This window comes from Aureibaculum flavum (genome assembly GCF_016406085.1).
In the GTDB taxonomy this organism is placed as follows: Bacteria; Bacteroidota; Bacteroidia; order Flavobacteriales; family Flavobacteriaceae; genus Aureibaculum; species Aureibaculum flavum.
Window position 1 is genome coordinate 1 of sequence record NZ_JAEHFJ010000012.1, and the last position, 26,779, is coordinate 26,779.

The following is a 26,779-nucleotide window of genomic DNA, read 5'->3' on the forward strand; positions in this document are numbered from 1 at the left end:
CTATTAAGTTGGCCAGATTCAATTTCTTCAACCAATTGAAGCTTGAAAGAAAGCGAATAATCTTTTTGGCTACGCTTGACGTAACCCGTCTTTGCTATTGTTTTCATTACACTATAGTTTTAGTGTATCGCTATTTCAGGACGGGACATTTTTTAAACAAAAAAACCCCACGCTACGTGGGGTTGATTTCTTCTAACTAAACTATCAACTTAAACTAATTTTTGTCTTAATTCTGGGGAGAAAGGAGACATGAGTCTATCGGTCAAATTATTGTCTTTTTCATAGCAATTTTCCCGTTTTCGACTGAAGCGTTGTTTGTAACGCTGCTTCGAATATGAAACAATTAGCTTTGAGAAATTCCCCCTAAAAAAGTAAATAAAATGTTTTAAAAATTATAACAAACTGATAAACAGTATATAAAAATATAATTAATTTTAGTTGTTATTTTGAAAAGTGATTTTACCACCAATTTTATTTGCTGTCGATTACAAAACAGATTCGTATTTAATTTTTCTTTTGCATATTAAATTCATTTCTATTTTGTTACTACATATAATTATTAATTCTGAATTGGGAAGTTTTCTTTACAGGTAAACGGAGGTTTTTTATACAAAAAAACCCCACGCTACGTGGGGTTGATTTCTTCTAACTAAACTATCAACTTAAACTAATTTTTGTCTTAATTCTGGGGAGAAAGGAGACATGAGTCTATCGGTCAAATTATTGTCTTTTTCATAGCAATTTTCCCGTTTTCGACTGAAGCGTTGTTTGTAACGCTGCTTCGAATATGAAACAATTAGCTTTGAGAAATTCCCCCTAAAAAAGTAAATAAAATGTTTTAAAAATTATAACAAACTGATAAACAGTATATAAAAATATAATTAATTTTAGTTGTTATTTTGAAAAGTGATTTTACCACCAATTTTATTTGCTGTCGATTACAAAACAGATTCGTATTTAATTTTTCTTTTGCATATTAAATTCATTTCTATTTTGTTACTACATATAATTATTAATTCTGAATTGGGAAGTTTTCTTTACAGGTAAACGGAGGTTTTTTATACAAAAAAACCCCACGCTACGTGGGGTTTATTTTTTCTAACTAAACTATCAACTTAAACTAATTTTTGTCTTAATTCTGGGGAGAAAGGAGACATGAGTCTATCGGTTAAATTATTGTCTTTTTCATAGCAATTTTCCCGTTTTCGACTGAAGCGTTGTTTATAACGTTGCTTCGAATATGAAACAATTAACTACGAGAAATTCCCCCTAAAAAAGGAAAATAATTATTAAATAGATTCTAATCTACTGGTGTTTAGAGTTATAAATATCTTATTGTTCTTTAGCAAAGATAAATCACACCAACATCATGATTGATGTAAAATGTATTGAATATCATACAGTTCAGTTTAAGATTTAATTATTTTATAAGTTGCTTTATTACCATTTTCATCCTTAATTTTCAGATAATAAACCGCACTTTTAAGTCCTGAAATATCTAGAATCTCTCTGTTAGGGTTGTAACTATTTAATTTTTGTCCTAATAGGTTGTAAATTTCGATACTTGTAATATCTATACCATTATTTGAAACTGTAAGGTTGTCTTTAGCAGGGTTGGGATATACTTTTAAGCTCTGTTTTATGAATGAATCATCTACGGCAAGTATGCTACTAAATTTTGTATCAATCAAGTCCCACAATTCACTTCTATTACCATCATAATTCAACGCCCATATACCTATGCCCCCTAAGTTTTTACTTAAAGCTAAGCTATATTTTAAATCTAAACTTTGCTCATTGTCAGCCCAAACTTGATGCCAGTCACCGGATGACTGCCACGCATAATATGGTGTTTGTGAGCTTGCGTTCCAAACATCGCCACCATGATTATCAGATTCTATGACAGTATCTTGGTAGAAAGTGGAACCTTCATATGATGTTATTGAAGAGCCTGCAGAACTCGAAGATGTTTTATAGTGCTTGCCGTAATAAGGAACTGCAAGTACTATTTTTTCAGGGTAATTAGCTATGGCTTCACCGTAGTCATTAGTAAGCGATTTAGTTACGCTAATACCTCCACTGGGATGTGTTAAAGGAGCTACCGCAGCAGTATATGAACTCCAGACCCATTATAGTCATAAGCCATAACTATGAGCTGATCTACAGCTTCGGCCAAATCATTAAGTTCCCAACCGCTCCAATTGACAGCCGGTGCGTCAAAAGAAACTTCTTTTCCGGGTAAATTTGTATGGATGTAGTCTGTTAAATCGGCCATAAAGGTATTTATAAGAGAACCCCTATCCGCAGAGTCTAAGCCTTCAAAATCAATATTTACACCATCTAATTGGTACGTTGTTATTGTGTTTTTTATAGCAGTAAATAATGCTGTTTTAGAAGTCGAGTTCGTAAGTAATGTATGAATTTGAGAACTGTTAAAATTAGTAACAGCCATAATAACTTTTACACCTTCAGTATGTGCTGCATTAATAACATTTGTCCATGGCCAGCCTGAAGGGTTTGTAATTGTACCTGAAGCGGAAGCTTTAAAATCAAATGCCGCGATATGTGTAAGTAAATCATATTGAAGGTTGTCATGGGCTCCACTAGAATATTCCCAATAGGGTAGAAATCCAAATATTATTTTAGATAGGTTTGTAGATTTTTTTGTTTGAAGCGGGATTATATCTACTCCGTTTGGATTGTAAGAAGATTTTAATATTTTAGTATATCCAAATTCTTCACTATGTTGTTGATGGGTTGATTTTCTATCAATTTCTTGACTAAAACTTAAGGTAAATACTAGTAATGAAAGGGAAGTTAGTAATGTTTTTTTCATGGGGTTCATTCTTTTTTTATGAGTAAATAATAATTGTTTTCTAATGGTAAATAACCTTGGTCATATATATAAAAATAGGTGTTTCCAGTTTTTGTAGTGTAGATTGATGTGAAAAAGGTAAAATCAAAATTGTGATTCAATAATTTTGCTCGGGTTACTTTTGTTTTACCTGTTGTATTAAGATCTGAAAGTGTTTTGTAATTTTTTCTTAAGCGATTATTGGTGTTTCTAATTAGGTTTTTACTATCTCTGTTTACTTTATTATTAAAAGCATTACGACAATAATCAGAACAAAACTTTTTATCTTGACGGCCAATAATTTTTGATCCACATTCGGGGCATAATTTTTCCATAGATTATTGTTGTTTATATTTCTCATTTTCATAAGTCAGGGTAACTTTTTCAGTTTGCACAGAAGTTACCTTGTCTTCACATTCACCTTTGCTTTCCTCATACACAACAGTTTTGTTGGTAATGTCAACAACGATATCTAAGAAGCCATTAGTTGCGTTTTTAGATATTGAAAATTGTCTGCTTTCAATTTCAAATTTTCCATAACACTTCATGTCGGTTTCGCCTATCGATTCATAGATAGGGTAGTTTTTTAAAATATTTTTTAATTCTTTGCCCTGACTGATAAATAATGAAATTGATTTTGCATAGTAGGGATTCGGTTGCGACATGCTTCTTTCATGTAAAACAACACCAAATGCGTTTGTGTTTTTATTAATTAAATGCGAAGTTGTGTCAATACTAATGTCATAAATAAAAATCGCGTCAGACTGCCAACCACTTGTTTCGTAACTTTCAAAAAATAAACTTTTAATTTCTTTCGTTTTGTTGTTGACTAAAACGACATAACTATCTAACGCTGTAAAATCTTCTTCTAGTTTTCCTATTTTGGGTATTACAATAACCGTTTCATCTGTATTGTAAGGTAATTGCATTTCGGCGAAGGAACCATCACAATCTTCTACATTAATATTTAATTGATTCATCACATTTAATGTTAAATCAGATAATTGTGCAAAGGAAATTTGGCAGCAAAAAGCAAAAAATAGAATACTTTTAAAATTCATGGTCATCATTATATATAATGCAATATACAATTTATCCGTTTACATTCAGTTAAGCCTTGATTAAATACACTAGTAAGTAATCTTTCAATACTTAATAATATTTTAAGTAGATGTTCTATTTTTCAGTAATTTAGCTTAGTTAATTACGTACTATAATGGATTTAAAAGATGGTGTAAAAACATCGGAAAATAAAGTATCCTCTGAAGCTTATAAGCTATGTGAATTTGTTAAAGATAAAAGCAATTCATTGATAGATCGATTAGAAAGTTTCGAAGATATTATTAATTTGGAATCTGGAGATACAGGTTTGAATAGAGCAAAAACGCTGGAACGTGAGTTTGATATTCGTCAATTGTATATTAAATATGAAGGAGATAATCCAACAGGTACTCAAAAAGATCGCATAGCTTTTGCTCAAGTTTATGATGCATTGCGTAGAGAGTTTGATGTAATTTCTTTAGCTACTTGTGGTAATTATGGTGTAGCAATGGCATTAGCTTCAAATCTTGCTGGCATTAAATGTAAAATTTATATACCAGAAACCTATCATACTGATCGGATTGTTGAAATGGAGTCACTCAATGCAGAAATTATACGTTTGCCCGGAAGTTATGAAGATGTTGTTATGAGTAGCACAGAAATTGCTGAAATAAATGGATGGTATGATGCCAACCCAGGAGGCGTAAATACACCTTTGCAAATTTCAGCCTATTCACAAATCGCTTTTGAAATTGTTGAAGAATTAGGTGATGCACCTATGTGTTGTGCTGCCCCGGTTTCTAACGGCACTTTGTTTGCTGGTATCTATCGCGGATTTGTAAGTCTTTACAAAAGAGGGAAAACCTCTCGAATTCCTAAAATGATTGCCGGATCTTCTTCTGGTAAAAATCCTATTGTACAATCTTTTAAACAAGGCTTAGATTATTGTAAAGATTTAAACCCTGAAGCTATAAAAGAAACAAAATACAATGAACCCTTAATTAATTGGCACAGTTTTGATGGTGAAGAGGCGTTATATGCCTTACAACAATCGGAAGGTGAGGCATTCAATATTAGCGATAAAAAAATGAAAGAAATGTGTTCGTTTTTATTGAAAAAAGAAGGGATAAAAATATTGCCAGCGGCTACAGCAGGTCTTATTGCCTTGTTAGAATTAGATGAAAAATTAAACTTTAAACCTGATAGATTTGTGGCAGTTATCACTGCAAAATTTTAAAATAAAATTAGTTAAAGATGAAAAATTCAATTGATGGAAAAGCATTAGTTTATTGTGACGATGCTTTTAATACGCCTAACGGAAAAACGGCTCACGGATTAGTTCGTTTTACCGAACGATACGACGTTGTTGGTGTTATTGATGGTAATTATGCTGGGCAAGATGCTGGACAAGTATTGGATGGAAAGGCAAATAATATACCAATTTTTAAAAGTATTGAAAGTGCTGTAAAGAAGCTGACAGAAACGAATAATACACCTAGATCTTTGGTTATTGGGTTGGCTCCTGATGGAGGTCGTTTGCCAGTTCAGGCTAAAGATACTATTAAAAAAGCCTTAGAAATGGGGTGGAACGTTGATAGTGGATTACATGATTTTCTAACAAATGATAAAGTGCTAACAAAGTTAGCTGCTGAAAATAATTGCACTATTAGAGATGTACGTAAAACTCCAGATAGAGATCAACTACATTTTTTTACAGGAGATATAGAAAAAGTTAATTGTTTAAAATTAGCCATTTTAGGTACAGATTCTGCCATTGGAAAACGCACCACAGCTTGGATTATCGTTCACGCTTTTCGAAAAGCGGGACTAAAATCGGAAATGATAGGAACTGGTCAAACTGCTTGGATGCAAGGGGCGAAGTATTCTATGATTATGGATAGTTGTATCAATGATTTTGTCTCTGGAGAAATTGAACACGCAGTAGTCAGTGCCTACAATAATGAAAAGCCTGATGTTATTGTCATTGAAGGTCAAGGAAGTTTAATGAATCCTGCCTATCCAGGTGGATTTGAAATTTTGGCTGCCGGAAGACCGGATTATGTTATTTTGCAACATGCTCCTAAACGTGTTGAGTATGATGGATTTCCTGGATATAAATTGCATTCAATAAAGGAGCAAATAAATGCTATTGAGGTTATTTCAGGTAAAAAAGTAATTGCAATTACTATAAATCATGAAGAAATGACAGCAGATGAAATTTTACCTGCTTGCGAAGCAGTAGAAAAAGAAACAGGATTACCAACTTTTGATGTATTAGCTTATGGAGCTGACGAGTTAATTGGCCTGTTAAAATCTAAATTATAATAACCACTGAAGTTGTATACGTTATTTTCCTCTTTATAATTCTATCAAATAATCGTTGAGCGTATAAGGATGAAAGTAACGTATAACATTATCAAATTAACACTTGGTCCTATTAGGTGTTTTAAATATTTAGGTCTGCTTCTAATTTTAGTACATCGTTATTAATCAAGCAGTCCGCTTAGCTTTTAAATAAAATGAAAATTAATAAAATATCTTACCAACGTTTTGATATTAAATTATCAGAACCTTATACCATTGCGTATGAAACCATAAGTAAATCGGTTAACTTTATTCTAAAAATAGAAACCGAATCCATTTTGGTAGGGTACGGTTGTGCAGCACCAGACCCTGTGGTTACGAATGAAACTCCTGATGCGGTAGAAGCAGCTATTAATGATATCATCATTCCTTTTTTAAAAGGTAAAAACCCATTTCATTATGCTAAAATACTAGCGGATTTAAAAGTGTTGTTAAAAGAAAAGTCATCATCCTTGGCAATGGTAGATTTGGCATTGCATGATTTAATCGCCAAAAAAGCCGACGTGCCGTTGTATGAATATTTGGGAGGTTATCGCAATAGTATTGCGACAAGTATCACTATTGGAATTCTTCCAATACAAGAAACATTGAAACAAGCCAAAGAATTTGTAAAACAAGGGTTTGGTATTATAAAAGTTAAAGGTGGACTAAATGTGTCAGAAGATATTGAAAAAATGATGCAAATTCATGAAGCTTATCCAAATATTAAATTACGATTTGATGGAAATCAAGGTTATTCTTTTTCTGAATCTATCGAATTTGTAGAAGGAACTAAAAAAATTGGAATAGAAGTATTTGAACAACCAACATTAGTAGAAAATGAAGAAAAATTAGGTAAAGTGACCCAAAATGTGCACTTGCCAGTAATGGCTGATGAAAGTTTAAAAACGTTAAAAGATGTCTTTCGTCTCGCTCAAAATGAGCATATAGATATGGTGAATATTAAATTGCAGAAAGTAGGTGGTATTTTAGAAGGGTTGCACATAAATTCTGTGGCTAAATCGGCAAAACTAGAAGCTATGGTGGGTTGTATCGATGAGTGTGGTTTAGGTATTTCAGCAGGCTTGCATTTTGCTCTTTCTAGACCTAATATTCATTATGCTGACTTAGACGGGCACCTCGACATGATTAACGATCCTTGTAAAGGTCTGTTTGATTTAAAAGATGGAGTGCTTTATCCTAGTTCTTATCCTGGATTGGGTAATTTAAATCTTTAGTATGTTTCAGGTGTTAAGTTTAGTTTTAGAAGATTGAAATTCAGTAGTTTATTAGTGTTTTTATACTAATCGGTCTGTTTTATTTTATATTTTTATTGGCAATAAGCAATGTATTTGAGCCATTAACTTTTTCTTCAAGGGCAACATCATAGTTTTTACCTTCTAATAATTGCACAATTTTGGCAATTTTATTTCCATCTTTCAATTCCAAAGAAGCATTGCATAAAATAGTAGAAGAAGCGTTCATTAAGTTTCTCCAAAATGGGTATTCTAAAAATGGACTGGGCACTTTAGTGTCAATGTATAAATCGATGATTATTAAATCGAAATTTTTGGTGTTGAGTTGCATAAAAATTTTGGCGTCATCACAAATAATAGAAAGATTTTTACCTTCTTTAACATCAAACTCTTCATCGGCAATTTTTATAATTACAGGGTCAATTTCTACGGCTGTAATTTTATGTTGATAATTGAAATCGTTTTGTAAGGTTTTTATTACACTACCACCTCCCATTCCTAAAATAAGGATTTCTTTACAAGTACTAAGATCAATTTTTTGCAAGCCAATTTTTAATATTTTCTGCAGAGAGCCGTATGAATAGTTGGCATTTGTAGAATTTAGGTGCTTAATGCCGTTGTACCAAGTAATTTCCAATTCGCCACTAAATTTAGAGGTTATTTTTTTGGTAACTGGGTAAATATAGCTGAAGAGTTTTTTCATTTGAAAAACAAATTTACGATTAATTTAAAACATTTGTTAATAAAATTTCGACTGCTAAGTCGGTTGTAGATAAATGAAATTTTTGCCAACGTTGTTAGTTTCAAACAAGTACAAAAGTCAATGTAAATAATAGATTTTTGTCAACTTAATTACGCAAATTAAGTATTGATAGTTAAACGTTTGTAAATCAATATTGTTGAAGTGATACTAACACAATGTTAATAAAAATTGGAAAAAGATAATCTTGGGTATGTGAAATGAAAGCGATAAAACAGCAATTTTACAGTCCTCAACTTCACGAGTATTTTAAAATAAATTTGCCATGGAAATTACGCATTTAGTAAAACGGGATTATACTAAAGAATCGTTTCAGTTATATAAAATAACTCAAGCGGTTTTTAAAGCAATGAGAGCTGCTGAGCATGGTGATATTGATGATGCTGAAAAAATTACTGAAAGTGTTTATCAATCTCTTTTAGAGAGAAAAGCAAAACATCAAGACTATTTGCCTACCATTGAGCAAGTACAAGATTTTGTTGAGAACAAGTTAATGGAAAGTGGCTTTTTTGATGTTGCTAAAGGGTATATTCTTTATAGAAATGAGCAAGCTCAAAAACGTAAATCGAATATTTTTGAAAAGAGAATTAACCTAAAACCTTACGAGTATCCAGCACTTTATGAATATGTTTCGGCAATTCGTCATTCATATTGGATTCATACTGAATATAATTATACAAGTGATGTTCAAGATTTTAAAACTCGCTTAACTGAAGTAGAGCAAAGTGCGATAAAGAACACAATGTTGGCAATTTCTCAAATTGAAGTAGCCGTTAAAAGTTTTTGGGGTGATATTTATCATAAAATGCCTAAACCAGAAATAGGTTCAGTAGGTGCAACATTTGCAGAAAGTGAAGTGCGTCATCATGATGCGTACTCACATTTACTTGAAATTTTAGGTTTGAACGATGAATTTAAGAACCTAAAGAAAAAGCCTGTAATTATGAAACGGGTTCAATATTTAGAAACCGCTTTAAAGAATGCCAAAAGTGATGATAATAAAGAATATGCAGAATCTATTTTGCTTTTCTCATTATTTATCGAACATGTATCATTGTTTTCTCAGTTTTTAATTATAATGGCTTTTAACAAGCATAAAAACATGTTAAAAGGTATTTCAAATGTTGTAGAAGCAACATCTAAAGAAGAACAAATTCATGGTGATTTTGGTATTGATATTATCAAAATAATTAAAGATGAAAATCCTGATTGGTTTGATGATGATCACGCCAAAATGATTCAAGACATGTGTCGAGAAGCATTTGTTTCTGAAAGCAGTATTGTAGATTGGATTTTTGAAGCAGGCGAACTAGATTTTCTACCAAAAGCCTTGGTAAATGAATTTATCAAAAAACGTTTTAACAATTCTTTAGAAAGTATTGGCATTGAGAAAGTATTTGAAGTAGACGAAATATTATTAAACGAAACCGAGTGGTTTGATGATGAAATTATTGGCACCAAACATGGCGATTTTTTCGTAAAACGATCAATCAACTATAGTAAAAGAACAAAAAGTATAACCAGCGACGACTTATTTTAATGAACGACTTAAACAAAACACAAGAATCAACAAAGACAACTTTATTAAACGAACAACTTTTAAAAGCAAGAAAAGAAACGCTTAAAAATTTAGCTCCATCAAAAGAAACCGGTTTTGAATGGTTAAATGAACATAGTCGTAATTTTTTAAATTCGGGCTATTTATCAGAAGGCGTAAATGCAGAGCAACGAATTAGAGAAATTGCTGATAGAGCAGAACAAATTTTAGATATGCCTGGTTTTTCAGATAAATTCTTTGGCTATATGTCAGAAGGGTTTTTCTCATTAGCATCACCAGTATGGTCAAACTTCGGTAAAGAAAGAGGTTTGCCAATTAGCTGTTTTGGTTCGCATATTGGCGATGATATGGGTAATATACTTTATACCCAATCTGAAGTGGGTATGATGTCTAAACTTGGAGGTGGAACTTCAGGATATTTTGGAAAAATAAGAGGTCGTGGTGCTGAAGTGACAGATAACGGACAAGCGTCTGGAGCAGTGCATATTATGCAACTTTTTGAATCTATGGTAGATGTCGTTAGCCAAGGTTCTATACGTCGTGGTCGTTTTTCGCCTTACTTACCTGTAGAGCATCCAGATATTATGGAATTTTTGGAAATTGGTACTGAAGGTAATCCGATTCAAGAGTTAACGCACGGTGTAACGGTTACAGACAAGTGGATGCAAGAAATGATTGATGGTGATGCTGATAAGCGTACCATTTGGGCCAAAGTTTTACAACGTAGAGGTGAAATGGGGTATCCTTATATTTTCTTTAAAGATCATGCTAACAATTTTGCGGCCGATGTTTATAAAGACAAACAACATACAGTTTACGCTAGTAATTTATGTACAGAGATCATGTTACCATCAAACGATGATTGGTCGTTTGTATGTGTTTTATCATCAGTAAATGTGCTTCATTATGATAAGTGGAAAGATACAGATGCTGTTGAAACTATGGTTTACTTTTTAGATGCAGTAATTTCAGAATTTCTTGAGAAGTTAGAAAGGTATCGAGATTCTGATAGTCGTGAAGACCGTCAAACGTTTTTGTTTATGGAGCGTGCTTATAATTTTGCAAAAGACAATCGTGCTTTAGGTCTAGGCGTTTTAGGTTGGCATTCATTATTGCAGTCTAAGGATCTAGCATTTAATAGTGAAAAAGCGTACATGTTAAACAACGAGATCTTTAAAAATATTAAAGTAAAATCTTACAAAGCATCTGCTGAGTTAGCTGATAAATTTGGAGAGCCAGCGGTTTTAAAAGGATACGGAAGAAGAAATGCGACATTGAATGCTGTTGCACCAACAACATCATCCGCTTTTATATTAGGACAAGTTTCTCAAGGTATTGAGCCAATTTGGTCTAATATATATGTAAAAGATATTGCGAAAGTAAAAACTACTATTAAAAATCCATTCTTAGTTAAGTTATTGGAGGAGAAAGGTCAAAATACAACTAGTGTTTGGCATAGTATCCGTGAACGGGATGGTTCAGTACAACATTTAGAGTTTTTAAGTGAGAATGAAAAAGAGGTGTTTAAAACATATCCTGAAATAGATCAAATGGATGTTGTTTATCAAGCAGCCAATCGTCAGAATCATATTGACCAGGGGCAATCGGTAAACCTAATTATACACCCAGATACTCCTGTTAAGGAAATCAACAAAATACACGTTACAGCATGGCAAATGGGCTTAAAGTCATTGTACTATCAACACAGTATGAATGCAGCTCAGAAGTTTAAACAAAAGAAAGAGTGTAGTAGTTGCGAAGCGTAATAGCTAGTTTACAATCCATAAAAAAAGCCAGATACAATTAAATGTATCTGGCTTTTTTATTGACTATTTTAAATAGATTTCAAATCCAATAATAAAGTGGTTTTGCTTCTTTTTTTTTAGAAGGTTGTTACACCGTCATTTGGTTGATAAACATAATTGAAAGTAAAATAAGGACTTTCATCAGTAAATGCATCTGGTTCTGCTGGAGCATCTTTATAATAGCTCAAAATCTCCATTTTTGCATAGTTTCCAGTTCTAGTTTTAACTACCAATATTTTTCCTGGTGTAGGATTGATTAAATGTGTAGGGTCTCCTGCATAAGTATACCATCCATTACCACTTCCTTCAGGGATGGCATATCCTGTCTCTGAATCTTGCTTAAACATTGATAAATTCGCTTCGGTAACAGATGCTATAGTTCCAGAAGCAATATATACAGCGGCTTCTTTAGTTCTTATCGGTTCATCTGTTGTGCCCGCAGACGTACCGCCATTTACAATAATTGAAAGTCCTCTAAAGGCGATATCCCATTCTGTTTCGCTAGTCGTGGTTTTACCTGTTGCAAAATCAAACTTAGTAAACTCTCCAGAAAAAGTAGGTGCTCCCTGCTGGCTTCCACCTTCCACTGGTGCATGTAAATTAACTATACTTTCAGATTTTACTTCTACTAACGGAGTTGGATCATCATCATCGCTACATGATGCAAATCCTACAAATAATGCTACTACTATTAAAAATTTTATTGTTTTACTCATAGAATTACTATTTTTTGTAATGTGTTCGTGATTTTTCTTTGAAAAGTTCATGTTTATTTAGTGTTATAAATTATAATTGAATATTAAGTTTTGCGTAAAGAATTCTACCTGGTATATTACCAATATTTTGGGGGTCCGTAAAATCGAAAATATTGTCAATACCAAGTCCTAATCTATAGTTTTTATAAATGGTTTTGTTTACGGCAACATTTACAATTGCATAGCCGTCTACAAAATCGTCATAACTGTCTAAGTAACTATTGCCGTTTTTATCATTTAAACCATATTTACTTCGATAAGTTCCTCTAATGTTGGTATCCATATTCCATTCAGGAATATTATAAAAGACTTTTAAATTTGCCATATGACGAGAGCGATTAAACAAACCAAAGTAATCGTCCTTTTTGAGTTGAAATGAAGGGGAGCTGGCATCTACTCTCGCAAATACTTCTCCATTTTTAAATGCTTTTTCTGCGTCTTTATCCTTTGCATATAGCAATTGATAACCTCCAGTAATTTTTAATTGATTATCAGGCCTCCAAGTGATATTAAATTCTGAACCTTGTGTGTAAACTTTGTTTATATTAAAATAACTGAATACACTTTGTCCATTCGTTTTGGTTGCAACTATTTTATTATCTATTAAATCATCAATATTATTCCTAAATAAGTTCAGGTCTAACTTAAGTGTTGTAGATATTTTATAGTCAAAGCCTAAATCTATACTCACAGAATTTTCAGGTTTTAATTCACTATCAAATTGGTCTAATGAAATAGAAATTATAGCTAATTGACCTTGCTCATCTAATGCTTTTATGGCTTCTGGGGCTGCGTTATATCCTAAAAGTGTATAGCCAATAGTGGCATTTGTAAAGTTAAAATAGAGTTGTCTAAAGTCAGGAGCTTTAAATCCATAACCTATAGATCCTTTTAAAGCTAGTTTATCATTTACTTCATAGCGTAATGCTACTTTTGGACTAAACTGTGATTTGTATTCGCTGTGGCCATCGAAACGTGCACCTAAAATAATATTTATATTTTCTGTGGGATTACCATCATATTGTAAATAGGCATATGGTGAATTATAAATGGGCTTTTCAGAAAAATCAGTCCTATCTAAAGTTTCATGATTAAAGCCAGTACCAGCGATAAATGATGATTTATCATTCGGGTTATAGGTTGCCCTAATTTCTGGACGAACAAGCAATTGCTTATAAAAAGCATCAGTTGCTGATGTAGAATTGGCATCATCTAAATATTCATTGGCGTTATATTGGGTAGCATAGAATTCAAAATAACTACTCCATGTATCACTATATTTATTATTTAATTTAATATGCGTATTCCAATCTTCTATTTTTGTTTCACCTTTTAATAATGACGAGGCAACATAATCTTGCTTTTGATTGTAATATTTACCAGCAACAATCAAATCAGTTCTGTTCGAAAATTTATAGGTTAGTTTGGGGTTAATAGTATGATTTCGAAAAGGATCAACAGTACTTAGCTCGTTACGATCAGTTAAACTATAACCATCACTACTATATCTATTAAAAAACGTACTAATACCTAATTTATCTTTTTTGTAGCTTAATGTTGTCCCTAAATCGTGTGTGTTAAATGAACTTATTCTATAATTTAGGTTTCCATGAAAACCATTTTTAGGAGTTTCTGTAATAATGTTAATAACACCACCAAGAGCTTCGCTGCCATAGAGGCTAGAAGAAGCACCGCGTACTACCTCAATTTGTTTAATATTACCTACAGTTATTCTACTAATGTCTAAAGTACCCGCTAAACGACCTACCAAGGGTACGCCATCTACAAGAATTAAGGTATATGCACCATCTAAACCTTGCATTTGAATACCTTTGCTACCACCAAAATCGGGTATCGTTATTAATCCGGTTTGTTCATTCAAAATATTATTTAAACGAACAGAATTAGAGCGTTGAATGTCTTTCTGAGAAATAATCTGGGCAGGTAATGGGAGTGAAGATAATTGTCTAATCGTTCTAGTAGCCGTAACTATAATTTCTTCTAAATTTTCAATTTTTACAGAATCTTTTGTAGTAGGGTTTTCCTCTTGAGAAGATACAAGAAAGGTGAAAAAAAGTGATAATAAAGTAAAGATATGTTTTTTACTCAAATCCGTTTTGGTGAAATTTCGTGCAAATATATGGGTTATTTTGAATCAATCTAAATAGGTTGAGTTAAAATTTAATTATTTTCATACATTTAAAATTAGATTATTAAAAATGAAGCACTTAGTAAAGTTGTATGTGCTATTTATTACTTAAACATTTTACTAATAATCATGTTTTAATAATATAAATAAAAGTTGTAAAAAATATTTAACCATTATTTGCGTTATAGTTCTACAAAATGCTAGAGGCGGAAAATCGCTTTGAGCGAGAAAAAGTGAAAGACCGTCTGCTAGGCGGTCTTTTTAATTATAAATATTTCTTCAAATAGTCTAAATATTCCTCGATAAGCCGCGAATATAGATTGCCTAATTTTTTGGAAACATAAGTTTTATACATTTGAAACGTTTAATAGTTTAACTAAAACCAAAAATTATGTCAAAAATAGGAGGATACATTGCAATCTTCGGAATTGCATCAATTATTTTATATTTCTTTAATTATGAGCTTAGAATCCTTGGTTGGATCGGTGCTTGGGGAGAAACTACAGCTTGGATTATTAGAATAGGACTTGTAGTGCTAGGTGCTGTACTTTTCTTTATTGGAGCAAGTGGAGATACAGAAGAAGAGGTAGAGGTTCAACGACCAGAATAATATTAAAAAGGTTATCGATCCAAAATGAAAAAGTCAAAATCCAAATTATGGAAACGGATTCTTTTCGGATTGATAGCCTTTATTTTTACAATGGCTGTTTTTATTGGTGGTGCATTTTTAAAAGCCAATATCCAAAAGAGTGAAGCAGCTCAATTAACTGACAAAGATTTTATTAAAGAAGAAGTTGTTGTTGATTCGGCATATGTAGAATTCCTTTATAGGATGCCAATTCCTGAAATGCTAAGGCAATATTATGAACCTTCATTTGCCGAAATAACTGTTTCAGTCAAAAATAGTCCCATTAAGTTCCGTTCTCCACAGTTTATACCCGAAAGTGCATCTTTAGGTGGTTCTGATTTTAGGAACATAAATCTGAAATCAGGTGACACAATTATAATTGTTTATTTAAATAATGCCCTCACGCAAGCAAAAAACCCAAACTTCCTATCCAATTTCTACCATCGCTACAAGAGACCATTAGTATACAATATGAGTACAAAAAATGAACAACTTTATGATGTGGGGATGGATTATGACAAATATATTGATGATAAAATACACAATGAATGTTTTTTTTTGTGATAATCCTCGTCATGATATTTATAATTGCATTTGTAGGGTTTAAGTTTAACCTTATGAAGTAGAGTAAATTTTTTTACGGATTGACAGTTTATTGAAATTATAACATCTTCCCTAACTCAAAAAACCTGTTCGCTCATTACTAGTTTTTTTTAAAGTATAAGCATACTATTTTTGAAATCAAATCAACTAACAATGAAAAGGCTACTTATATTAATCTCATTTTTTATCCCAATTTTAACCTTTGCCCAACAGGGAATAATTTCTGGAGTGCTATCAGATGAATCTGGTCCATTACCAGGAGTTTCAATAACAATTAAGGGAACAAACACAGGCACACAGACTGATTTTGATGGACAATACAGCATTAATTGTTCTGTTCGCGATGTTCTGATTTACAGTTTCATAGGTATGAATACTAAAGAAGTAACAGTTACTTCCAGAATGTTGGGTTATGCTAATAACCTGACACTAACACCAGAAATTCCTGTTAAAAATATACTCTCTGATGCCTATAATAATGCTGTAAAAAGTGATAATGAGCCATTCAGTATTCAAAGAAATGAAAAAGAGTATAATCGTGATGTTTATTTCCAATATGATAGAATCAAAAAAATTGAGATAGAAAAGGAAAAGGTTAAATTAAGTTATTTTCTTCCTGATATTTTTTATGAAGTTGGATTTACGTCAGATTTTACTGTAAAGTCAATAAAAAATAGCAATTTACCATCTTTACAGAATACCTATAGTCAAGGCGAACCTGTAAATAACAATACTACTCACCTTGGTCCGGAAAGTAATAGTGTTTTTTCTTTTGGACCACGAATTTCCAACTTGGAGTTTGACAATAGCAATTATCCTTATGATGTAAACGGAAAATTAATTCCAAAAGGTACAGGTTCAGCAAAACCTGCCAATGTTTATGACAATTCAATATTGAACACATCTCTAAGACAAAATAATCATTTGTATTTTAATGTTTCTTCTGCTTATTACCTTTTAGGTTTAGATTATAAAAATACTATAGATAATGATATTTTTAATGTCAATAAAAACACCACCAATCAATTTAATGCCAATTTTTTAACGCAAAACAATACCAAAAAAATCAATTGGGATGCGTTTATTAATTATACGGTTACTGATAATAATCAATCCAATTTGAATGGATATCAAACAAATTTGTTGTTAAATGCAATGGCAACACCAATCAGCTTTGAAAACAGACAAGGTGTCGTATTAAATGATGGTTCTCAACGTAGTTTCAGTAATATATTAAATAACCCATCATGGATATTTGACAATATTGACAATACTATAAAAACGGACAATTTTATTGCAAGCCTGAAACAGAAAATTAAACTATCTGATGTTTCAAGTCTTGAACCAGCTATTAATTTTACAAATTCTAGTTCCACGGAAGTTGTAAAATTTGCAAAAAACACTGCTGGTTTTCTTGATGGATATGCTAAAAATAGAAAAGTAGATGATCAAAAAACCAACATTGCTATTCAATATAATTATAGCAAATACTTGAGTGTGTTTAACCTTGGAATAAAATCAAATATTAGTTATCAAAACGAGGGTTTGGATTATGATTTAAATGAAATAAACGGATTGGTTATTAACAATCAATCGCAACATAAGAATAGAAATACCTTACAATGGAATAATACTATTACTTCAAAGTTCTGGAATGAACAATTAACCGTAGTGTTAACAAATAATAGCTTTGTTTCCTCTATTCAAAACTCAAAATTATGGTTGCCAGCTCTTAATGTAACTGGAGAGTTTAGAAATATGCTAAATTCAAATTGGATCAATAATTTGTCCTTGTCTGCAAGTGTTTCAAAAAATGTAAATGAAAGCCCACTATTATATACCAATAGAAGTCACAATAGCCTTAATCTGTTACCAGAACAATCTAGATTTTATTTAGATAACAATGATTTATTTCTAACAGGAGACCTTAATCTGGAAGAAAAAACAAATTTTGAAATTGACGCTTCCTTACAAGCAAGAGTTTTAGAAATTGGTTTAAACCTTAACCTTACCTATTATATAAATAAAACGAATAACTCTGTATTTCCAATACTTAATCAAAACAACTATGAATTGGCAAATGTTGCTGACGTAAGAACGAATGGATTTGAACTTAGTTTTCAAGCTTTTTTTAGAGATCGGTATAACCATTTTAAATACACTCCAAATATTGTTTTTGCTACATATCAATCAAATGTTACGAAAATGCTTAACCATGAATCTGTACCCATTGCAGGTTTTAAGACCATTTCTCAAAATTTAGTTACCAATCAACCTGCTGGAGTTTTGGTAGGTTCTGCATATGCAAGAGATGTAAGTGGTAATAAAATTATTGATGCTTCGGGTTTTCCAATGGTGGCAGAAACACTCAAAATTATTGGCGACCCAACTCCTGATTTTAATATGGGATTTTCAAATAATTTTGAGCTGAAGGACTTTAGTTTCAATTTTGTTATAGATGTCAGAAAAGGTGGAGATGTCTGGAATGGAACTCAAAACGTCTTAGATTATTTAGGACGCTCTTCACGCTCTGCCAATGACCGTCAAATTACCAATTATATTTTTGAGGGTGTAAATCAGCAAGGTGATGTAAATACTATTCCGGTAGATTTTGCCAATCCCGAAAATGGATTACAAGGCAATAAGTTTGTGCGTTACGGATTTTCAGGAGTAGCGGAAGGTGCTATTGTTGATGGTAGTTATCTCAATTTGAAATCTGTAGAAATTGGTTATACAAAGCATTGGAACGAACGATTTGTAAGAAATCTAAACGTTAAAATTTACGCAAATAATCTATTTACCTATTCAAAGTTTAAAGGAACCAATCCATACAGCAGCTTATTTGGAGCTTCAACGGGTACAGCACTCAATTTTTTTAACACACCTTTAATCACAGAAATTGGTTTAAAATTAAATCTAGAAATATAATGGTTTCAACTAAAAAATATTCGAACACAATTATCTTTTGTATAGCTTTATTAATGATGCTTTCATTTAAAGCTACAGAAAATAATCAAAAAAATACTATAGAAAAAGTATACGCTCAGACAGATAGAACGTTCTATTTTCCAGGAGAAACCCTTTGGTTTAAAGCTTATGTTATCGATGCTGAAAACAAAATTACTGCATATAGTGATGTATTAACTGCAGAGTTGATATCACCAAAAGGTTCCGTAGTATCGAAATTAAAATTAGAAATTAACCAAGGTTATGCTTATGGCGATTTTAATATTTCAAATGATTGGTCTGGAGGAGTTTATACCTTAAAACTATACACCAATTGGATGCGTAATTTTGGGGAAGAAGCCTTATTCAAAAAAAAGATTACAGTTCAGAAAGTAGTAAAACCCAACCTATTATTAAACTTAAAATTTCAAAAAGAAGGCTATGGAAGTGGTTCAGAGGTTATTGCCGATTTCGAGGTAAAAGATTTAAAAAACCAGCCTCTAAAAAATCACAACATTCTTTTTGATGTAATGGTGAGTGGAAAATCTTTTTTGACAAAAAAAATAAATACAGATAATGATGGAAAAGCAAATCCAACTTTTCAATTACCTGATACTTTAGAAACTTCTGATGTGTTACTCAATGTGCAAATTCCTTACCAAGGAAGCACGGAATCTATTGCGAGAAGTGTACCTGTTGTATTAGATAATATTGACTTACAATTTTTCCCAGAAAGCGGACAGATATTAATAGACAATGAAAATAACATTGCGTTTAAAGCCTTAAATGAATTCGGAAAACCAGTAGATGTTTCTGGTGAAATAGTAGATGAAAAAGGGATTAAAGTAGCAAATTTTTCGAGTTATCATGATGGTATGGGGTCTTTTCAATTGTCAACGAGGACAAATAACTATTATGCTAAAATTACAGCACCTTTTAAGTCTTCAAAACGTATTACGTTGCCAATGTCGATTGTAAAAGGGGTTAAATTTTCAGTAACCACCGAAAAAAAACATACAATTGTAAATTTGGTATCAACGCTAGACGAGAATTTATCCTTAGAAGTTCAAAATAATAATAAATTGCTATTAACAAAAAAAATCGGTTCCAAATCGCAAATTATAAAAGTAAATACAAAGGATTATCCAATGGGAATTTCAAAGTTTTCTATTAAGGATAAGTATGGAAACATAATAGCAGAAAGACTTGTATTTATCAATAAAGATCAAGAACTTAATGTAGATATAACTTTAGATAAAGAAAGCTATCAAACGAGAGAAAGAGTAAAAGTTAAATTAAAAACTACAGATAAAAACAACAATCCCATTCCGTCAAACTTATCCATCGCAGTTGCAGATAATAAATTAATTTCTTTGGCGGATGATAAGCAAGACCATATGTTGTCTTATTTATTGATGTCATCTGAATTGAAAGGTAAAATCTATAAGCCTATTTTTTACTTTGATAAAGAAGAATTAAAAGCCGATAAAGCATTAGATTATGTAATGCTAACACATGGCTGGAGAACTTACACTGAAGTTACATTTGAAAATGCCAAGTTTAAGCCTGAAAAGCAATCTATTGAATCAGGTATTGTTACATTAAAAAATGGAAAACCTGTAAAAGCACATTTATTACTTTTTGATATGATTGGCAATGAAGTTGGTGTATTTGATACAGATGAAAAGGGACAATATTCATTTAAAAAGCAGGGAGGAATTACCTATGTTTTACTCGCTTATACTGATGACCAACGTCACGTTTTGATTAACAACCAAAAAAGTACAACAGCCAATTTTTCAAGTGAAGCTACGAGTACAATTATTGATGTAGATGATGAACAAAAACAACAATTTATTGGCAACGAAAATCCTATAAAAAAAACAATTCAACAAAAGGCGGAAATATCGGATATCATGTTGGCATCTGACAGTGCATTAGATGAGGTTGTAGTTATAGGTTACGGTGTAATGAAAAAATCAAATTTAACAGGAAGTGTTGCCATTATCAATTCAAAAGGGCTGGCTGAAAATGGAGATCTGGTAAAAGTACTTCAAGGGAAAGTAAGCGGGGTTGAGGTTGCTAATACTCAAATTTATGGGGTAACGGGAGCCACTGGAAATATCTCTATAAGAGGAAGTAGATCTGTTTCAGGAAACGGCGAACCATTATTTATTCTAGATGGAACTGTAGTAGAAAATGTTGCTGCTATTGCTGCTGATAATATAGAGAGCGTAACTGTTTTAAAAGACGTTTCTGCAACCGTATTATATGGAAGTCGAGGGGCAAATGGTGTTATTGTAATGCGATCTAAAAATAGGAAAATTAATAATTATGGTAAAAAAAGTTTAAATAATATTAAGTATAATAATTATTCTGTGGCTACTTTTTATCCTCAAAAAAGCAGAAATTTCAATAAACGGAGTGCGTTTTATATGCCGAAATATGACAGTAAAGAATTGTCAGAAGAACGCTCGGACTTTAGACAAACAATTTATTGGAATCCAGTAGTACAAACTGACGAAAACGGAGAAGCGGAATTTGAGTTTTACAATTCAGATGCTATTACTTCCTTTAAAATCACAGCAGAAGGTATTGGTGCAAACGGATTAATAGGAAGACAAGAAAAATTTTTCAGCACTAAAAAACTACTGAATGTCGATTTTAAGGTCCCTGCCTATCTAACAGTTAATGATACTGTGGTTTTACCTATTACGGTCAGAAATGAATCGGACCAAATATTAACGGTCAAGTTGGATATTAATTTTCCAAAAGGTATAAAATTGCTTACTGATTTTAACACTTCAATTTCAGTTGATGCAGCAAGCAGTTCAATAGTGAATGTAAAAATTATTCCAATAGAAAAATCTGAAGAAGAAACAATAACTGTAACAGTGAAATCTAAAAATTTGAACGATGTGTTAGATAAAAAAATAGCGATTGTCAGTCCTTATTTTCCTACAGAAGTTTCTATGTCGGGTACTAAAAATCAAACTTTTGACTTTGATGTAAACCATGTCGTACCTAATACAATTTTGGCAAACTTTACTATTTACACTGATATTGTGGGTGATGTTATGGATGGAATAGAATCCATAATTAGGCAACCATATGGATGTTTTGAGCAGGTCTCTTCAAGTACCTATCCAAATATTTTAGTGTTAAAATATTTACAAGAAACGGGTAAGAACAATCCTGAAATTGAAGATAAAGCCCTTGGATACATAGAAGATGGATATAAAAAATTGATTGCTTATGAAACTAGCCAAGGTGGGTTTGAATGGTTCGGAAAAACCCCACCACATGAAACTTTAACTGCTTATGGGATTCTAGAATTCAATGAAATGAAAGCCGTTTATCCTAATGTTGACCAGAAGATGATAGAAAGAACCGTTGAATGGTTAATAAGTAGAAAAGATGGAAAAGGTGGTTTTAAAAAGAGCGATTTAGGTTATGATAGTTTTGCAAAATCTCTCATAGAAGTTGCAAATGCCTACATAGTATACGCACTTTCGGAATCAGGAGTTTCAGTAGATATTATTAAAGAATTTGATAAGGCTTACACTGAAGCAATAAAGAGTGAAGATATATATCGTATGGCTTTAATGGCTTTGACGAGCTATAATATGAATAAAACTGAAAATGCCACTGTTTTGACAAACAAGATAATAGATCAATTAAACAAATACGGGTTTGAAAAATTGCCAGTTGAAAACACCATTACAAGATCCTATGGTAATTCAAAAAATATTGAAACTACGGCATTTGTTTTACTGGCACTAATGAAATCTAAAGATCATGTTGATATAATTTCACAAGGCGTGGAACACCTTGTAAGTCTCAGACAAAATGGCGGTTTTGGTTCAACACAATCTACTTCAATGGCTCTGAAATCCTTAATTGAGTTTACTAAAATAAGTAAGCGAAAAATGATTGAACAAAATGACCCTATTGAATTAATAGTTAATGGAAAGTCTTTTAAATCTGATTTAAATATAGATGAGAATGGAAAAATTACTATTGATGATTTTAATAAACATATTACTTCTGGAAGTCAAAAAGTACAAGTAAAATTTTCTAACCCAGAAGTAACTTTTCCGTATAGCCTTACTATAGGTTGGGACAGCTATTTACCAGATTCATCACCTGAAACGAGAATTAATTTAAGCATTCAAATTGAAAATAAAAATTATAAAGTCGGTGATAATATCAGGATGTCCGTTAACTTAGAAAACAAAACGAATGAAGATGTATCCATGCCAATCGCCATTATCGGAATTCCTTCAGGAGCAAGTGTTCAATCATGGCAGTTGCAGGAAATTGTAGATAGAGAAGAAGTTGCTTTTTATGAAATTTTCGATAATTATTTGGTTTTATATTGGAGAGCTTTTGCCGCGAAAGAAAATAAAACCATTCAACTTGATTTAAAATCAGAAGTAGCAGGCGTTTACCAAGCACCAGCTTCAACTGCTTATTTATATTATGCTAGCGAGTATAAATACTGGATTGGAGGTAATAAAATTGAAATAAAATAATTTTAAACATAAAACATAAAACATAAAACATAAAACATAAAATATAAAATTGAAATATCTGTATCAGGTAATGGTGGTCTGGTATCTCAATTAAAGGAGATTTTTTCAGTGAGTAAGTAGCTAAAAGCGTTAACATAAGTTGACGCTTTTTTGTGTTTATAACATTAGTAACGTATATATTAAATAAATTTCACAAGCAATTGGCATAAAATTTGCAGATTTCTTAAAACAATTTTTTTCTAAAATTGACCCTATGAAAAAAGCAATTAGCCTTTGTATTTCCTTATTTATTTTAGTATTTGGATATGCTCAAAGATGTCCAACATTAAAAGTGAAAAATCAAGAATTAGGCCTGTCATCATTAGATATTAAGGTTGATATCGTAGGTAATATAGCAACAACAACCTATGATATGCTTTTTTACAATCCTACAAATTCAGTGTTAGAAGGGGAATTATCATTTCCTTTGGGAGAAGATCATAATGTTTCACGATTTGCCTTAGAGGTGAATGGGAAATTAAGAGAAGCAGTTGTCGTTGAAAAAGAATTAGGTCGAATTGCTTTTGAAAATGTGGTTAGAAGGGGAGTCGATCCGGCATTACTTGAAAAGGGTTCGGGTAACAATTACAAAGCTCGTATTTATCCTATTCCCGCAAAGGGCTATAAAAGGGTTTTATTGGCTTATGAGCAAGAACTTGTTTTTCATCTAAATTCTCATGCTTATGAATTACCCTTAAATTTTAAGAATAAACTAGATTCCTTCAAGTTAAATATCTCGGTCTTTGATCAAAAATACAAACCAATTATTGAGAAAAATGGCATTTCAGAATTTGAATTTTCAAATTGGAATAAGAATTATACAATTGACATTAAAAAGAGAAATTACATTGCAAATAAGCCATTATTAATTAAAATCCCTTTATCTGTTACCACAGAAAAAGTAATGGTTAGTGACAATTACTTTTATATTTATAAAACGCTATCTCCAAAGAAAAGACTCCGAAAAAAACCAAATTTTATTACCATCTATTGGGATGCGTCACTTTCATTAAGAGAACGGAATATTGAGAAGGAAATTAATTTTTTACAGGAGTATTTTGCGTATCAGAAAAATGTAAAAGTACAATTGGTTACATTTAGTAATACGATATTAACGGATAAACCATTTACCGTAAAAAATGGTAATTGGGAATCTTTAAAAAAGGAATTAAAGAAGGTGGTTTATGATGGTGGGACTAATTACTCAATACTTTCTTCAAAAATAAGAAATACATATGCTAGCCTGTTATTTACGGACGGAATAGCAACTTTGAGTGATTTGGAATTAAAAAGTGAGACTCCAGTTTTTGTTATAAATAGTAGTTTAAAATCTAATCATGCAGGGTTGAAAAGACTTGCTGAAGTAACAAATGGAAGTTATATTAATCTCCAAACCAACGCTATTTCTGAAGCAATATCAAAAATGAAATTTGAACCTTATAAGTTCTTGGGTTACGAATCTAATAATAAGACCTTAGAGATTTATCCTGTTTCACCTATTAGTGTTTCAAATGATTTTTCTATTTCTGGTAAATATTCAGACAACATAAAAAGTATTGTTTTAAAATTTGGATACGGAAACGAGGTCCTTCAAAGGGTTGAAATAGACGTGAAAAAACCTATAATTCACAAAATTGTAGAAAGAATTTGGGCTCAGAAAAAATTAGAGAACCTAATGTTAAATGTCAAAAAGAATAAACATCAAATAACAGAATTAGGTAAAGCATTTAGTTTGGTAACTAAGTACACCTCTTTAATTGTGTTGGAAGATGTTAGAGATTATGTTACCTATCAAATAACACCTCCTGAAGAATTATTAGAAGAATACAACAAAATAATGGCTCAACAAGAAGAAAAAAATGTTAGTCCTCCGAGTCGAAATGTGGTTGGGGATAATGCTCGTATGATGAGAATTTCACCAAACCCTAAATCTATACGAATTATGAATGATGTTATAGAGTTGGATGAGGAAATAATTGAATCTGATGAAATAGTAATGAATGAAATCGTTGAAATTGTTGAGGATAGTGAGGTTATTGAAGATGTACCCTTTTCCATAATTGAAGAAGTACCGGTGTATCCAGGTTGCGAGGGTTCCAATGATGAAAAGAAAAAATGTTTTAGTGATAGTATAACTCATCATTTTAGTGAAAACTTTAATGGTGAACTAAGTAATAATTTAGGTCTTCCGAAAGGCACATACAGAGTTTATGCACGATTTACTATAAACAGACGTGGTAATGTTGTGAATTTACTAGCAAGAGGACCACATAGAAAACTAGAAGTTGAAACCGTTAGAGTGCTGCGTTTGTTACCAAAAATGATTCCTGGAAAACAAAGAGGAAGATCAGTAGCAGTTAATTATACGTTACCTATAGTTTTCAAAATAGGTTCTGGTAGTCAAGGGCAATCATTCACCGTAGAACCATATGTGTTTACACCTTCTCGAGATGTAGCTAATTATAGAAAATATAAAGGAGACCTCACTGTAAAAGAGAGAGGCGTTAAAACTGATTATTTAAGCGAATTAGAATTGGCCACAAACAAAGAACAAGCCTATCAAATTTATCTAGAACAAAGAGAAAACTATTTAGAAACACCTGCTTACTTTGTAGATGTTGCCAATCACTTTAAGCTCGATTATAATGATACTATTTATTCATCTAGAATTCTATCTAATATAGCAGAAATAGATTTTGATAATTATGAATTATTAAAGGTGTTTGCCTATCAATTACAAATTGACAAACACGATGATATGGCACTATTCATATTTAAGCAAATATTGAACTTAAGACCTGAAGATTCTCAATCGTACAGAGATTTGGCAATTGCATATCAGAACATAGGCTATTGTCAAGAAGCGTTAGATTTATTTAACAGTGTTATTACGGGTGAAATTTATAAAGATTCTCATAGACGTAAATTTAAAGGGATAGAAACTGTTGTCAGAAATGAAATCAGATACCTTATTCAAAAACACAAAGATGATTTGGATCTAAGTAAGGTTGATAAAGAGCTGTTAGATTCGGTAAATTATGATATACGAGTTGTTGTAGATTGGAACCGTAATGATACTGATATCGATTTGCATATTATAGATCCAAATTTAGAAGAATGTTTTTACAGTCATAATAAAACAACTATTGGTGGTTATATGACTGAAGATATGACACAAGGTTTTGGGCCCGAAGAGTTCACTTTAAAAAATGCTATTAAAGGAACATATTATGTAAAAATTAAATATTTTGGAGATAGATACCAAAAGGTTGAAAACCCTACATTTATGAAAGTTACAATTTATAAAAAGTTCGGATCAGAAAAGGAAACAAAGGAGACTCAAATTATAAGGCTTACTAAAAACGATGAAGAAGAAATAATTGCTAAGTTAACGTTTTAAAGTTTTTTAAGAATAAACCAAAAAAGTTAAAATTTATTCAATTTTTCCATGCCCAAAACAACAATTGCGATGTAACTTTGTAAGAGCAATTTTTTCGAACTATGGGA

Annotated in this window: 16 protein-coding genes and 1 pseudogene; 10 read left to right on the forward strand and 7 right to left on the reverse strand. The window is 31.7% G+C overall.

Annotation, left to right across the window (positions count from 1 at the left end; all coding sequences use genetic code 11):
* Positions 1-1,409: 1,409 nt before the first annotated feature.
* From JBL43_RS17760 to JBL43_RS17780, 4 genes and pseudogenes are all read right to left on the reverse strand, one after another.
* The gene (locus JBL43_RS17760) at positions 1,410-1,691 is read right to left on the reverse strand and encodes a T9SS type A sorting domain-containing protein (RefSeq protein WP_157972943.1); all 282 of its coding nucleotides are present in this window, start codon (positions 1,689-1,691) and stop codon (positions 1,410-1,412) included.
* A gap of 84 nt (positions 1,692-1,775) precedes the next feature.
* A pseudogene (locus JBL43_RS17770) lies at positions 1,776-2,845 on the reverse strand (glycosyl hydrolase family 18 protein); the annotation flags it as partial.
* A complete protein-coding gene (locus JBL43_RS17775; RefSeq protein WP_117883897.1) occupies positions 2,842-3,189 on the reverse strand; it encodes a hypothetical protein in 348 nt (115 codons plus the stop codon). The gene JBL43_RS17775 and the pseudogene JBL43_RS17770, both read right to left, overlap by 4 nt.
* Positions 3,190-3,192: 3 nt before the next feature.
* Positions 3,193-3,834, reverse strand: a complete 642-nt coding sequence (locus JBL43_RS17780; protein ID WP_198842739.1) for a PA3715 family protein — start codon at positions 3,832-3,834, stop codon at positions 3,193-3,195.
* A 236-nt stretch (positions 3,835-4,070) separates the two neighbouring features.
* On the opposite strand from JBL43_RS17780, the gene JBL43_RS17785 reads away from it, so the two are divergent.
* The 3 genes from JBL43_RS17785 (at position 4,071) to JBL43_RS17795 (ending at position 7,476) form a co-directional block, all read left to right on the forward strand.
* Positions 4,071-5,132, forward strand: a complete 1,062-nt coding sequence (locus tag JBL43_RS17785; RefSeq protein ID WP_198842740.1) for a pyridoxal-phosphate dependent enzyme — start codon at positions 4,071-4,073, stop codon at positions 5,130-5,132.
* A 17-nt stretch (positions 5,133-5,149) separates the two neighbouring features.
* Positions 5,150-6,220, forward strand: coding sequence for an N-acetyltransferase DgcN family protein (locus tag JBL43_RS17790; protein ID WP_198842741.1), 1,071 nt, complete (start codon positions 5,150-5,152; stop codon positions 6,218-6,220).
* Positions 6,221-6,414: 194 nt separating this feature from the next.
* Positions 6,415-7,476, forward strand: coding sequence for a mandelate racemase/muconate lactonizing enzyme family protein (locus tag JBL43_RS17795; RefSeq protein ID WP_198842742.1), 1,062 nt, complete (start codon positions 6,415-6,417; stop codon positions 7,474-7,476).
* Between the two features lie 79 nt (positions 7,477-7,555).
* Here the strand turns inward: JBL43_RS17795 and JBL43_RS17800 are convergent, their stop codons facing one another.
* Positions 7,556-8,197: a spermidine synthase gene (locus JBL43_RS17800; RefSeq protein ID WP_198842743.1), complete on the reverse strand. Its 642-nt coding sequence runs from the start codon at positions 8,195-8,197 to the stop codon at positions 7,556-7,558.
* Between the two features lie 322 nt (positions 8,198-8,519).
* Here JBL43_RS17800 and JBL43_RS17805 point away from each other — a divergent pair, with 322 nt between their 5' ends.
* The gene (locus tag JBL43_RS17805; protein WP_198842744.1) at positions 8,520-9,794 is read left to right on the forward strand and encodes a ribonucleotide-diphosphate reductase subunit beta; all 1,275 of its coding nucleotides are present in this window, start codon (positions 8,520-8,522) and stop codon (positions 9,792-9,794) included.
* Positions 9,794-11,578, forward strand: a complete 1,785-nt coding sequence (locus JBL43_RS17810; RefSeq protein ID WP_117883904.1) for a ribonucleoside-diphosphate reductase subunit alpha — start codon at positions 9,794-9,796, stop codon at positions 11,576-11,578. Before JBL43_RS17805 ends, JBL43_RS17810 begins: the two co-directional genes overlap by 1 nt.
* Before the next feature lie 116 nt (positions 11,579-11,694).
* Here JBL43_RS17810 and JBL43_RS17815 read toward each other — a convergent pair whose 3' ends face one another.
* Together JBL43_RS17815 and JBL43_RS17820 are read right to left on the reverse strand one after the other, a co-directional pair.
* Positions 11,695-12,333, reverse strand: coding sequence for an HmuY family protein (locus JBL43_RS17815; RefSeq protein WP_198842745.1), 639 nt, complete (start codon positions 12,331-12,333; stop codon positions 11,695-11,697).
* A gap of 70 nt (positions 12,334-12,403) precedes the next feature.
* The gene (locus tag JBL43_RS17820) at positions 12,404-14,482 is read right to left on the reverse strand and encodes a TonB-dependent receptor plug domain-containing protein (protein WP_198842746.1); all 2,079 of its coding nucleotides are present in this window, start codon (positions 14,480-14,482) and stop codon (positions 12,404-12,406) included.
* Between the two features lie 430 nt (positions 14,483-14,912).
* Between JBL43_RS17820 and JBL43_RS17825 the strand changes: the two genes are divergently transcribed.
* The 5 genes from JBL43_RS17825 (at position 14,913) to JBL43_RS17845 (ending at position 26,672) form a co-directional block, all read left to right on the forward strand.
* Positions 14,913-15,131 (forward strand): hypothetical protein, encoded by a 219-nt coding sequence (locus JBL43_RS17825; RefSeq protein WP_198842747.1) that lies wholly within the window; start codon positions 14,913-14,915, stop codon positions 15,129-15,131.
* A gap of 24 nt (positions 15,132-15,155) precedes the next feature.
* Entirely contained in the window at positions 15,156-15,713 is a 558-nt protein-coding gene (locus tag JBL43_RS17830; protein WP_198842748.1) for a hypothetical protein, read from the forward strand.
* 192 nt (positions 15,714-15,905) lie between these two features.
* On the forward strand, positions 15,906-18,680 hold the full coding sequence (locus tag JBL43_RS17835; protein WP_198842749.1) for a carboxypeptidase-like regulatory domain-containing protein: 2,775 nt from the start codon (positions 15,906-15,908) through the stop codon (positions 18,678-18,680).
* Positions 18,680-23,233, forward strand: coding sequence for an MG2 domain-containing protein (locus JBL43_RS17840; RefSeq protein ID WP_198842750.1), 4,554 nt, complete (start codon positions 18,680-18,682; stop codon positions 23,231-23,233). Before JBL43_RS17835 ends, JBL43_RS17840 begins: the two co-directional genes overlap by 1 nt.
* A 253-nt stretch (positions 23,234-23,486) precedes the next feature.
* Complete coding sequence (locus JBL43_RS17845; RefSeq protein ID WP_198842751.1) at positions 23,487-26,672, forward strand: DUF2135 domain-containing protein; 3,186 nt, start codon at positions 23,487-23,489, stop codon at positions 26,670-26,672.
* Positions 26,673-26,779: the final 107 nt, after the last annotated feature.

Excerpts from the sequence above, each read along its gene's own strand:
- JBL43_RS17835 (WP_198842749.1), top strand. The coding sequence starts at position 15,906 with ATGAAAAGGCTACTTATATTAATCTCATTTTTTATCCCAATTTTAACC.
- JBL43_RS17830 (WP_198842748.1), top strand. The coding sequence starts at position 15,156 with ATGAAAAAGTCAAAATCCAAATTATGGAAACGGATTCTTTTCGGATTG.
- JBL43_RS17775 (WP_117883897.1), bottom strand. The coding sequence starts at position 3,189 with ATGGAAAAATTATGCCCCGAATGTGGATCAAAAATTATTGGCCGTCAA.
- JBL43_RS17790 (WP_198842741.1), top strand. The coding sequence starts at position 5,150 with ATGAAAAATTCAATTGATGGAAAAGCATTAGTTTATTGTGACGATGCT.
- JBL43_RS17805 (WP_198842744.1), top strand. The coding sequence starts at position 8,520 with ATGGAAATTACGCATTTAGTAAAACGGGATTATACTAAAGAATCGTTT.
- JBL43_RS17825 (WP_198842747.1), top strand. The coding sequence starts at position 14,913 with ATGTCAAAAATAGGAGGATACATTGCAATCTTCGGAATTGCATCAATT.
- JBL43_RS17845 (WP_198842751.1), top strand. The coding sequence starts at position 23,487 with ATGAAAAAAGCAATTAGCCTTTGTATTTCCTTATTTATTTTAGTATTT.
- JBL43_RS17810 (WP_117883904.1), top strand. The coding sequence starts at position 9,794 with ATGAACGACTTAAACAAAACACAAGAATCAACAAAGACAACTTTATTA.
- JBL43_RS17795 (WP_198842742.1), top strand. The coding sequence starts at position 6,415 with ATGAAAATTAATAAAATATCTTACCAACGTTTTGATATTAAATTATCA.
- JBL43_RS17785 (WP_198842740.1), top strand. The coding sequence starts at position 4,071 with ATGGATTTAAAAGATGGTGTAAAAACATCGGAAAATAAAGTATCCTCT.
- JBL43_RS17780 (WP_198842739.1), bottom strand. The coding sequence starts at position 3,834 with ATGAATCAATTAAATATTAATGTAGAAGATTGTGATGGTTCCTTCGCC.
- JBL43_RS17815 (WP_198842745.1), bottom strand. The coding sequence starts at position 12,333 with ATGAGTAAAACAATAAAATTTTTAATAGTAGTAGCATTATTTGTAGGA.
- JBL43_RS17840 (WP_198842750.1), top strand. The coding sequence starts at position 18,680 with ATGGTTTCAACTAAAAAATATTCGAACACAATTATCTTTTGTATAGCT.
- JBL43_RS17800 (WP_198842743.1), bottom strand. The coding sequence starts at position 8,197 with ATGAAAAAACTCTTCAGCTATATTTACCCAGTTACCAAAAAAATAACC.